The 9,781-nt window shown below is 73.8% G+C and carries 10 protein-coding genes; 6 read left to right on the top strand and 4 right to left on the bottom strand.

All coding sequences use genetic code 11. From position 1 onward, the window contains the following. Positions 1-1,062: GGDEF domain-containing protein (locus tag IEZ12_RS35455; protein ID WP_189278271.1), on the top strand; the 1,062-nt coding region annotated here is incomplete at its 5' end. 75 nt (positions 1,063-1,137) lie between these two features. Then, the gene (locus IEZ12_RS35450) at positions 1,138-2,082 is read left to right on the top strand and encodes a carbohydrate-binding protein (RefSeq protein WP_189278262.1); all 945 of its coding nucleotides are present in this window, start codon (positions 1,138-1,140) and stop codon (positions 2,080-2,082) included. A 52-nt stretch (positions 2,083-2,134) separates the two neighbouring features. Here IEZ12_RS35450 and IEZ12_RS35445 read toward each other — a convergent pair whose 3' ends face one another. The 4 genes from IEZ12_RS35445 to IEZ12_RS35430 all read right to left on the bottom strand — a co-directional run bounded on the left by IEZ12_RS35445 (position 2,135) and on the right by IEZ12_RS35430 (position 6,247). Further along, the gene (locus tag IEZ12_RS35445) at positions 2,135-3,004 is read right to left on the bottom strand and encodes a class II fructose-bisphosphate aldolase (RefSeq protein WP_189278260.1); all 870 of its coding nucleotides are present in this window, start codon (positions 3,002-3,004) and stop codon (positions 2,135-2,137) included. An 85-nt stretch (positions 3,005-3,089) separates the two neighbouring features. After that, on the bottom strand, positions 3,090-4,268 hold the full coding sequence (gene nagA, locus IEZ12_RS35440) for an N-acetylglucosamine-6-phosphate deacetylase (RefSeq protein ID WP_189278258.1): 1,179 nt from the start codon (positions 4,266-4,268) through the stop codon (positions 3,090-3,092). Beyond that, positions 4,265-5,197 (bottom strand): ROK family protein, encoded by a 933-nt coding sequence (locus IEZ12_RS35435; protein WP_189278256.1) that lies wholly within the window; start codon positions 5,195-5,197, stop codon positions 4,265-4,267. The genes nagA and IEZ12_RS35435 overlap by 4 nt, the downstream gene beginning before the upstream one ends. Positions 5,198-5,323: 126 nt before the next feature. Further along, positions 5,324-6,247 (bottom strand): SIS domain-containing protein, encoded by a 924-nt coding sequence (locus IEZ12_RS35430; protein ID WP_189278254.1) that lies wholly within the window; start codon positions 6,245-6,247, stop codon positions 5,324-5,326. 176 nt (positions 6,248-6,423) lie between these two features. Between IEZ12_RS35430 and IEZ12_RS35425 the strand changes: the two genes are divergently transcribed. The 4 genes from IEZ12_RS35425 to otsB all read left to right on the top strand — a co-directional run bounded on the left by IEZ12_RS35425 (position 6,424) and on the right by otsB (position 9,774). Beyond that, a complete protein-coding gene (locus IEZ12_RS35425; RefSeq protein ID WP_189278252.1) occupies positions 6,424-7,212 on the top strand; it encodes a DeoR/GlpR family DNA-binding transcription regulator in 789 nt (262 codons plus the stop codon). A gap of 148 nt (positions 7,213-7,360) precedes the next feature. Further along, complete coding sequence (locus IEZ12_RS35420; protein WP_229848601.1) at positions 7,361-8,623, top strand: extracellular solute-binding protein; 1,263 nt, start codon at positions 7,361-7,363, stop codon at positions 8,621-8,623. A gap of 25 nt (positions 8,624-8,648) precedes the next feature. Beyond that, positions 8,649-8,879, top strand: a complete 231-nt coding sequence (locus IEZ12_RS35415; RefSeq protein ID WP_043915602.1) for a DUF3263 domain-containing protein — start codon at positions 8,649-8,651, stop codon at positions 8,877-8,879. A gap of 46 nt (positions 8,880-8,925) precedes the next feature. Then, the gene (otsB, locus tag IEZ12_RS35410; RefSeq protein ID WP_189278250.1) at positions 8,926-9,774 is read left to right on the top strand and encodes a trehalose-phosphatase; all 849 of its coding nucleotides are present in this window, start codon (positions 8,926-8,928) and stop codon (positions 9,772-9,774) included. Positions 9,775-9,781 lie beyond the last annotated feature (7 nt).

The following is a 9,781-nucleotide window of genomic DNA, read 5'->3' as shown; positions in this document are numbered from 1 at the left end:
GACGCCCTGTGCCGGCTGCTCGGCCGCCCCCGGGCCACCCTGCGCCAGCAGCGCTTCGTCGACCTGGTCCACCCCGAGGACCTGGAGCTGCTGCTGCGCACCAGCGCCGAGGGCGGCCGGGCCGAACTGCGGCTGTCCCGCCGCGACGGCGGCTACCAGTGGGTGTGCCTGCGCAACTCCGTGGTCGCCGACGCCACCGAGGGCCCGAGCTTCCTGCTCACCCACGTCGAGGACATCGAGGACCGCAAGCGGCACGAGCTCCAGCTCGCCCACCGGGCCAGCCACGACGCCCTCACCGGCCTGCCCAACGGCGCCGAACTGCGGGCCCGCCTCGCCCGCCGGCTCTGTTCCCGCCCCTCGCTGCCCGCCCCCGGCCTGCCCGGCCAGGCACTGCCGCCCGGCGCCGCCCCGCAGCCCCACCACGCAGTCCAGGACGGCCCGTCGGCGGCCGAAGGCCCCGTCACCCTCGCGCACGGCTACGCGCCCCCCGACAGCGCCCTGGAACGCGACCGGGAGGCCTTCGCGGCCGGCGAGGTGCTCCGCCACGACGGCGCCGCCGCCCACCACGTGCACGCCGTCGTCCCCGTCGACCCGCCCGCCGGCGAGCTCTGGCACGGCCACCGCCGCCCCGGCCCGGACAAGGGCCTCGCCGTCCTCTACTGCGACCTCGACGGCTTCAAACTGGTCAACGACCGCTACGGCCACAACGCCGGCGACGCGGTGCTGATCGAGATCGCCCGCCGGCTCCAGCAGGTCGTCCGGGAGGGCGACACGGTGGCCCGGATGAGCGGCGACGAGTTCGTGGTGCTGGCCGACGGCATCGGCCGCGAGGAGGCCAAGGAACTCGCCGGGCGGCTGCGCAGCGCCATCCTGCCGCCGATGCGGATCGACAACCGGGCCGTCCGGGTCGGCGTCAGCCTGGGCATCGGCTGGGCCGGCTGCGGCATGAGCATCGACGAGGTGCTGCACTCCGCCGACGAGCGGATGTACGACGAGAAGCGCACCCGCGGCGGCGCGGCCCGGGGCACGCGCGGCGAGCGCTCGCACCGCCGGGCGGGCTGAACCGCTTACACCGTGTTCGAGTACGACAGGTAGGGTGCCCTGGGTACGAGAGCATCCAGTCCTGGGGAGTTGACCGTGACGACGGCCGGCAGCAACGGCGGCGCGCCCGACGGCGCGGACGAGGACGACCCGTTCGCGTACCTCTACCGTCCCGCCGAGGGCGAGCAGCCCGCGCCCGAGCGGCCCCGCACCGGCTACAGCCGCCCGATGGAGGTCGGCCGCGCCACCTACGGCGAGCGGCCCGTGCACCCGCAGGCCCCGCCGCCCGGCGGCCCCGGCCACCCGCCGGCCGCGCCCGGGCAGGAGACCACCGCGCTGCCGCAGCAGTCGCGCTACGCCGAGCGCTCCCGGCCCCGTCCCGGCGAGGACCGGCCGGCCGGCCGCGGCAAGGCCGCCGTGATCGGCGCCGTCGCGGTGGTCGCCGCGATCGCCATCGGCGCGGGCGTGGCGCTGTCCACCGGCGACCCGGACGGCGGCAAGAACAACCAGGCCGCGACCAACACGCACAGCCCGACCGCCCCCGCCGGCCCGGGCTCGGCGGCGCCCTCCAGCGCGGCGCCCAGCCCGAGCACGCTCTCCGGCGGCACGGACATCGCCGACGCGGCCGGCCTGAAGCTCGGCGGCGGCAGCGTGGCCGCGAGCCAGGTGCCGGGCGCGAAGGGGGCGGGCGGCAAGTACGTCGACGGCCTCGGCACGGTCGGCGCGTCGGTCTCCTGGGACGTCGACATGCCGGCGGCCGGCTCGTTCCAGATCTGGCTGCGCTTCAACAACAGCGGCCCGAACGCCACCGCGACGGTCTCGGTGGACGGCAAGCCCACCTACACCCCCATAAAGCTGAACAACTACAGCCCCGGCCTGGCGCCGGAGAGCTCCTGGTACTCGTCCTGGGTCAGCGGAACGGTCGCCCAGCCCGGCCACCACACCATCTCGGTGGCCTGCCAGGCCGACAACCAGTGCGGCTTCCTGCTCGACCAGATCGCCGTCACCCCGAACGGCACCTCCAAGGTCCAGGGCTGGTGATCCGGCCCGGGCCTCCGCGGAGGCCCGGGCCGCTGGGGCGCTGCGGGTGCCGTCAGGCCGAGGCGTCGGTGCGGCCGGTGACCACCCGGGCCAGCTGTTCGACGGTGCGGGCCATCGCGTCGCGGCCCGCGGCGAGGTACTTGCGCGGGTCGGTGGCGGCGGGGTGGGCGGCCAGGTGGTCGCGGACGGCGGCGGTGCAGGACAGGTTGAGCGCCGTGCCGATGTTGATCTTCACCATGCCGGCCGCGACCGCCGCGGCGAGCTGCTCGTCCGGGACGCCGGAGCTGCCGTGCAGGACCAGCGGGACGGGGACGGCGGCGGCCAGTTCGCCGATCAGAGCGAGGTCGAGGGCGGCGGTGCGCGAGGTCATCGCGTGCGAGGAGCCGACGGCGACGGCCAGGGCGTCGACGCCGGTGTCGGCGACGTAGCGGGCGGCCTCCGCCGGGTCGGTGCGGGCGCCGGGGGCGTGCGCGGACAGCGGCGGCTCGCCGTCCTTGCCGCCGACCCGGCCGAGTTCGGCCTCCAGGTGCAGGCCGTGGCGGTGCGCCCAGGCGGCGGCCTCGGCGGTGGCCTTGACGTTCTCGTCGTGCGGCAGCGCGGAGGCGTCGAACATCGCGGAGGAGAACCCGGCGGCGGGGGCCGCGCGCAGCAGGTCGAAGTCCTCGCAGTGGTCGAGGTGGAGCGCGACGGGCACGCGGGCGGCGGCGGCGACCTCCGCGCAGGCCCGGGCGATCGGCAGCAGGCGGCCGCCGCGGTAGGCGATCGCGTTCTGGCTGAGCTGGAGCACGACGGGGGTCCCCGCGGCTTCGGCGCCGGCGGCGATGGCCTCGGCGTGCTCCAGGGTGATCACGTTGAAGGCGGGCAGTCCGCGCCGGTCGGCGGCGGCGGAGGCGAGCAGGTCGTGGGTAGGGGCGAGCGGCAAGGGGGTCTCCCGGGTGGGGTGAGCAACGAGGCGCAGGTTCCGCTGCTCACCCCCGTGCAGACCCGCCCTTGCGGGCGGTGCCGGGTCAGGCCGGGTCGCCGGTCCTGGTGAAGCGGTCCGCGCCGACGATCCACTCGCCGCGGCGCATCACCGCGGCGAGCTCGTAGGTGTCGGAGTCGAGGACGACCAGGTCGGCGTTCTTGCCTGCCTCCAGGGAGCCGAGGGTGTCGGCCAGGCCCATCAGCCGGGCCGGGACGGTGGACAGCGAGGTGACGGCCTGGTTCAGCGACAGGCCGAGCACGGTGACGGCGCGCCGGAACGCGACGTCCAGGGTGAGGGTGGAGCCGGCGATGGAGCCGCCCTCGACGAGCCGGGCGACGCCGTTCTCGACCCGGACCTGGAGCGGGCCGAGCGGGTACAGGCCGTCGCCCATGCCGGCCGCGCCCATCGCGTCGGTGATCAGCGCGACGCGCCCGGCGCCGGCCGTGCCGTAGGCGAGTTCGAGCACCGACGGGTGCAGGTGGATGCCGTCGTTGATCAGCTCGACGGTGACCCGCTCGTCCTCCAGCAGCGCGACGATCGGGCCGGGCGCGCGGTGCTGGATGCCCGGCATCGCGTTGAACAGGTGGGTGGCGACGGTGGCTCCGGCGTCGATCGCCTCCAGGGTGACCGCGTAGTCGGAGTCGGTGTGGCCGACGGCGGCGATGATGCCCTGGTCGGCGAGCATCCGGACGGACTCCAGGCCGCCGGGCAGCTCGGGGGCGAGGGTGAACATCTTCGCGTGGCCGCGGGCGGCGTCGGCGAGCTTGCGCACCAGCGCCGGGTCGGGGTCGCGCAGCAGGTCGGGGCGGTGGGCGCCGCACCGGTTGTGCGAGATGAACGGGCCCTCGAAGTGGATGCCGGCCAGGACGCCGTCCTCGACGAGTTCGGAGAGCACGGCCGCCTGGCGGCAGACCTCGTCGATCTCGCCGGTGACGGTGGAGGCCATCGTCGTGGTGGTGCCGTGTTCCAGGTGCGTGCGGGCGGCGGTGAGCGCCTCCTCGGCGATGCCGGAGGCGTACGAGGCGCCGCCGCCGCCGTGCACGTGCAGGTCGACGAAGCCGGGGACGACGGTGTACCCGGTCAGGTCGAGGTCGCCGGGCGCGGCCGGGCCGGCGCCGAGGTCCGCGATGCGGGCCCCTTCGACCGTGAGCCGGCCGTCCTCGATCACCCCGTCGGGCAGGACCAGTCGGGCTCCGGCCAGTGCAGTTCGGTCCGCGGTCACGCGGTCACCTCCATGGAGAGCAGATCCCAGGCGAGCAAGCCGGCGCCCAGGGACGCTGCGGTGTCTTTGAGCATGGCCGGAACGACCTTCGGGGGCATCTGGAAGGTCAGGCGCTCGGTCACCGCGGCGCGCAACGGCGTGAAGAGGGTGTCACCGGCCTCGGCCAGTCCACCGCCGACGATCACCGTCGACGGGTCGAGCAGGCTCTGGGCCAGCACGATGCCGTCGGCGAGCGCGTCCACCGCGTTCTGCCAGACCACGAGCGCCGCCGGGTCGCCGGACTCGACGGCCAGCGCGCAGGCGGCGGCGTCGGCGTCCGGGTCGCCGGTGGCCTCGGCCCAGGCCCGGGACACCGCGGAGGCGGAGGCCAGGGTCTCCAGGCAGCCGCGGGCGCCGCAGCCGCACTGCGGGCCGCCGGGACGGACCACCACGTGTCCGATCTCGCCGCCGTAGCCGTGGGCGCCGGCCTCGATGCCGCCGTGGATCCCGATCGCGCCGGCGATGCCGGTGCCGAGCGCGATGAACAGGAAGCGGTCGACTCCGCGGCCGGCCCCGATCCGGCCCTCGGCGAGCCCGCCGGAGCGGACGTCGTGGCCGAGGGCGACGGGGATGTTGCCGAGGCGCTCGCCGAGCAGCTTGCGCATCGGCAGGTCCCGCCAGCCGAGGTTGGCGGAGAAGACCGCGATCCCGTTCCTCTCGTCGATCGTTCCCGGCACGGCGACGCCTGCCGCGAGGGGGGCGGCACCGAATCGGGTGCGGCCCTCCTGCGCCAGGTCGGCGGCGAAGTCGAGGATGGTGGCGACGACGGCGTCGGTGCCGTGCTCCCGCCCGGTCGGTCGGCGTGCTTCGTACAGCACGGAGCCGTCCTGGGCGACCAGCGCGGCTTTCATGCCGGTGCCGCCTACATCGAGTGCGATGACGTGCTTCACGGGGGACAGTTTCCCTTGGCCAGGTCGAAGAGGTCTAGTCCAGTTGCTCGATTGGTCTGGTCCTGAGAGGTGAGGTTTGTCGCTCTTTGCAGTCTCCTGGGGGTTTTTCCGGTTCGTGGCGGGTGATCAGGCCAGGATGATCGAGCGGGTCAGGTTGCGCGGCTCGTCCGGGTTCAGGCCGCGGTGCGAGGCCAGCGCGACCGCCAGCCGGTGCACCCGGACCAGGTCCGCCAGCGGGTCCAGGCCGCCCTCGCCGGAGTCGGCCACCAGCCGGCCGCCGACCGCCGCCACGTCGTCCGCCAGGCCGACCGGCAGCGCGCCGAACGCCCAGGCGGCGCGGCCCGGGGCGGTGATCGAGATCGGGCCGTGCCGGTACTCCATCGCCGGGTACGCCTCGGTCCAGGCCAGCGCCGCCTCGCGCATCTTCAGCCCGGCCTCCTGGGCCAGGCCGTTGGTCCAGCCCGTGCCGAGGAAGGAGATCTGCTCCAGCTCGACCAGCTCCTGCGGCACCTGCCAGGCGACGGCGCGCTCGGCGTCCGCCGCGGCCTCGGCGACGGTGGCAACGCCCGCCGGGCGGGCCTCCTCCAGCTCCAGGTGGGCGCGGAGCAGGGCCAGTACGGTGGTGGCGAAGCGGGTCTGCACCACCGAGCGCTCGTCGGCGAAGCCCAGGTCGATCAGGTGGTCGGCGTCCTTGGCCACCGGCTGCTCGGGGCAGGCGGTGATCGCGGTGCTCGGCAGGTCGGTGTCGGCGAGCAGCCGCAGTACCTCGGTGGTGGTGCCGGAGCGGGTGATCGCCAGCACCCGGTCGTAGCGGCGCCCGTGCGGGAACTCGGAGGCGGCGAAGGCGTCGGTCTCGCCGTGGCCGCCGGACTCGCGCAGCGCGGCGTACGCCTGCGCCATGAACCACGAGGTGCCGCAGCCGACCACGGCCACGCGCTCGCCGCGCTGCGGCAGGCCGGCCGGGCCGCTCGCCGCCAGCGCCGCGGCGGTGCGCCAGTTCTCGGGCTGGGTGGCGATCTCCTCGCCGGTCAGGGACGGGTGCTGCGACATGGGGGGCGGCTCCTTCGGCGGTCTCCGGACGGCGGCAATCCAACGTGTGCGCAAATCTGATTGTTTTATAGCTGTTTCGCGCAGCATTGCGCAATGCATCGGCGTCGACCGGGTTGTGCGAAGCTGTCCCGACCGGCCGCGGGGCGCGCGGTGGCGAGCGCGGAAGGAGCGGAACGGTGTCCAGGTACGAGCGGTGGAACGCGCTACTGGAACTGCTGGCCGAGCACGGCAAGTTGGACGTCGAGGAGGCGGCCGGCGCGCTGGACGTCTCGGCCGCCACCATCCGACGCGACCTCGACCAGCTGGCCCGCCAGCAGATGGTCACCCGCACCCGGGGCGGCGCGGTGGCGCACAGCGTCTCCTACGACCTGCCGCTGCGCTACAAGACCGCCCGCAATGCCGACGCCAAGCAGCGCATCGGCGCCCTGGTGGCCGGCCTGATCTCCCCCGGCGAGGTGGTCGGCCTGAACGGCGGCACCACCACCACCGAGGTGGCCCGCGCCCTCGCGGTCCGCCCCGACCTGGCCGAGCACCCCGAGCACGGCCCGAGCCTCACCGTGGTCACCAACGCCCTCAACATCGCCAACGAGCTGACGGTCCGCCCGCAGGTGAAGATCGTGGTCACCGGAGGCGTCGCCCGCCCGCAGTCCTACGAGCTGATCGGCCCGCTGGCCGCCCAGATGCTCGGCGAACTCACCCTCGACACCACGGTGCTGGGCGTGGACGCGATCGACGCCGAACAGGGCGCCACCGCCCACCACGAGGGCGAGGCGGCGGTCAACCGGCTGCTCGCCGAGCGGGCCCGCCGGGTGGTGGTGGCCGCCGACTCCTCCAAGCTGGGCCACCGCGCCTTCGCCCGGATCTGCGGCCTGGAGCGAGTGGACACCCTGGTCACCGACAACCAGGTCGCCGACCGGGTGGCGGCCGCTTTCGGCGACGCGGGGGTCACCGTTCTCACAGCCTGAACGTCCCATTACCGGACACTTTCTGACGGTCAGTCACGCTGAGCGCAACGGGATCTGACACTTCGATAACTCCGTCCCTGCCGGTATGGACCACCGGCCGAAACGCCTGTCAGGGTCACGCTGTAACCCATTTGAAGGCGGTCCATTCGTGAAGCGATCAGCGCTGCTCCCCCTGCCCATCGTCGGGTCCCTGCTGCTCACCGGCTGCGGTGTCCTGGACATGTCGGGGGGTGTCACGCTCAACCTGGTCGCAGCCGACTACGGCGACAACGAGACCAACTCCAGCTCGATCTACTGGAACAACCTGGCCCGCCGCTTCGAGGCCAACAACCCCGACATCAAGGTCCATGTCGACGTGGTCAGTTGGAACGACATCGACAAGCACCTCGCCGACCTGATCGCCAAGGGCAAGACCCCCGACATCGCGCAGACCGGCGGCTACGCCGACCAGGTCGCCGCCGACCGCCTCTACCCGGCCGGCGACGTGCTCTCCAACAGCACCCAGGTCAACCTGCTCGACTCCTTCGCCAAGGCCGGCCAGGTGCTCGGCAGCCAGTACGGCATCCCGTTCATCTCCTCCAGCCGGGTCTTCTTCTACAACAAGGAGATCTTCGCCAAGGCCGGCATCACCGCCCCGCCCACCACCTGGGACGAACTGCGCCGCGACGCCGAGCTGATCAAGTCCAGGGTCCCGGGCGTCACCCCGTACGCGCTGCCGCTCGGCCCCGAGGAGGCCCAGGGCGAGGCGATGATCTGGACCATGAGCGGCGGCGGCGGACTCTCCGACAACGCCGGCAACTACACCATCGACAGCCAGGCCAACCGCGCCACCTTCACCTGGCTGCGCAGCAACCTGGTCGACAAGCGCCTCACCTACGACGACCCGTCCAAGGTCGACCGCAAGACCGCGTTCAACGACTTCGCCTCCGGCAAGGTCGCCATGCTCAACGGCCACCCCGGGCTGGTCAGCAAGGCCGTCGCGGGGAACATCCAGTACGGCACCGCCGCGATCCCCCGCAAGGACACGAGCATCAAGCCCTCGACCCTCGGCGTCGCCGACTGGGTGATGGCGTTCAAGGCGCCCGGGCACAAGGCGGAGGTCAAGAAGTTCCTCAACTTCGTCTACGCGAAGGAGAACACCCTCAAGTTCGACGAGCAGTACAACATGCTGCCCGTCACCCAGGACACCCTTGAGGACATGTCCGCCAACCCCGCCCACAAGGACCTCACCGAGTTCCTCAACGCGCTGCCCAACGCCAACTTCTACCCGCTCGGCGACCCCTCCTGGGACAAGGTCTCCAGCATGCTCAAGCAGCGCATAGGCGAGGCCGTCCGGCCCGGCTCCACGGACGTGCTCGGCGACCTCCAGGCCGCCGCCTCGGCGGAAGCCTCCCGGGCCCGCAAGGGCTGACAGCCCCAGTCCGTAGCCTGGGAGCATGGCCGAACTGACCGACCGCGACCGGGCGGTACTCGAACTGGAATCCCGCGGGTGGCGGACCGCCGGCGCCAAGGAGCAGGCGATCCGGCAGGAGCTCGGCATCTCCGCCACCCGCTACTACCAGCTGCTGGGCGCCCTGCTCGACCGGCCGGAGGCACTCGCCCACGCCCCCGTCCTGGTCAACCGGCTGCGCCGGGTCCGGCAGAGTCGGCGCGACGCCCGGCAGTGACCGGATCGGCGCCCGCCGGCGGCCGCCGCCGGGTAGCGTCGACGCCATGGGAATTGCTGAGCAGATCACGTCCCAGGCAGGACGGGCCGGACTGGCGGGCCTGCTCGCCGACCCGCGCTCCGCGGTCGTGGGACTCGACTTCGACGGCACGCTCGCCCCGATCGTCGCCGACCCCGCGCAGGCCCGCGCCCACCCCGGCGTCGTCCCCGCCCTGACCGCGCTCGCCCCGCTGGTCGGCTCGGTCGTCATCGTCACCGGCCGACCCGCCGCGACCGCCGCCGCCCACGGCGGCTTCGCCGCCACTCCCGGCCTGGAGCACCTCACCGTCCTCGGCCACTACGGCGCCGAACGCTGGGACGCGAGGACGGGCGCCGTCACCGCCGCGCCGCCACCCCCGGGAGTGGCCGCCGTGCGGGCCGAACTCCCCCTGCTGCTGGACGACTTGGAGGCTCCGGCCGGCATCTTCGTGGAGGACAAGGAGCGGGCGCTGGCCGTGCACACCCGGCGCACCGACGACCCCGACGGCACGCTGGCGCGGCTGCGCGCGCCGCTCACCGAGCTGGCCGGCCGTCACGGCCTGGTGGTCGAACCCGGCCGGATGGTCCTCGAACTGCGCCCGCCGGGGGTCGACAAGGGCGTCGCCCTCCGCAAGTTCCTGGCGGAACGGGACGCGGGGCCGGTGCTGTTCGCCGGCGACGACCTCGGCGACCTCGCCGCCTACGAGGAGGTCTCCCAGCGGCGCAAGCACGGCCACCCCGGCCTCCTCGTCTGCAGCGGCCCCGTCACCGGCGAGGCCCCCGTCCGCGAACTCGCCGACCGCGCGGACCTGGTGGTGGCGGGGCCGGCGGGGGTGGTGGACCTGCTGAACGAGTTGGCGTCGCGGTTGAGGGTGTGACGGCAGT

This window comes from Kitasatospora griseola, from assembly GCF_014648555.1.
GTDB lineage: Bacteria > Actinomycetota > Actinomycetes > Streptomycetales > Streptomycetaceae > Kitasatospora > Kitasatospora griseola.
The sequence above is the reverse complement of the archived record's forward strand: the minus strand, read 5'-3'. Positions and strand labels throughout refer to the sequence as shown.

What these genes read in the sequence shown, in the direction of transcription:
- IEZ12_RS35430 (WP_189278254.1), bottom strand. Translation starts at nt 6,247, where the DNA reads ATGTCGCAGCACCCGTCCCTGACCGGCGAGGAGATCGCCACCCAGCCC.
- IEZ12_RS35415 (WP_043915602.1), top strand. Translation starts at nt 8,649, where the DNA reads ATGGCCGAACTGACCGACCGCGACCGGGCGGTACTCGAACTGGAATCC.
- otsB (WP_189278250.1), top strand. Translation starts at nt 8,926, where the DNA reads ATGGGAATTGCTGAGCAGATCACGTCCCAGGCAGGACGGGCCGGACTG.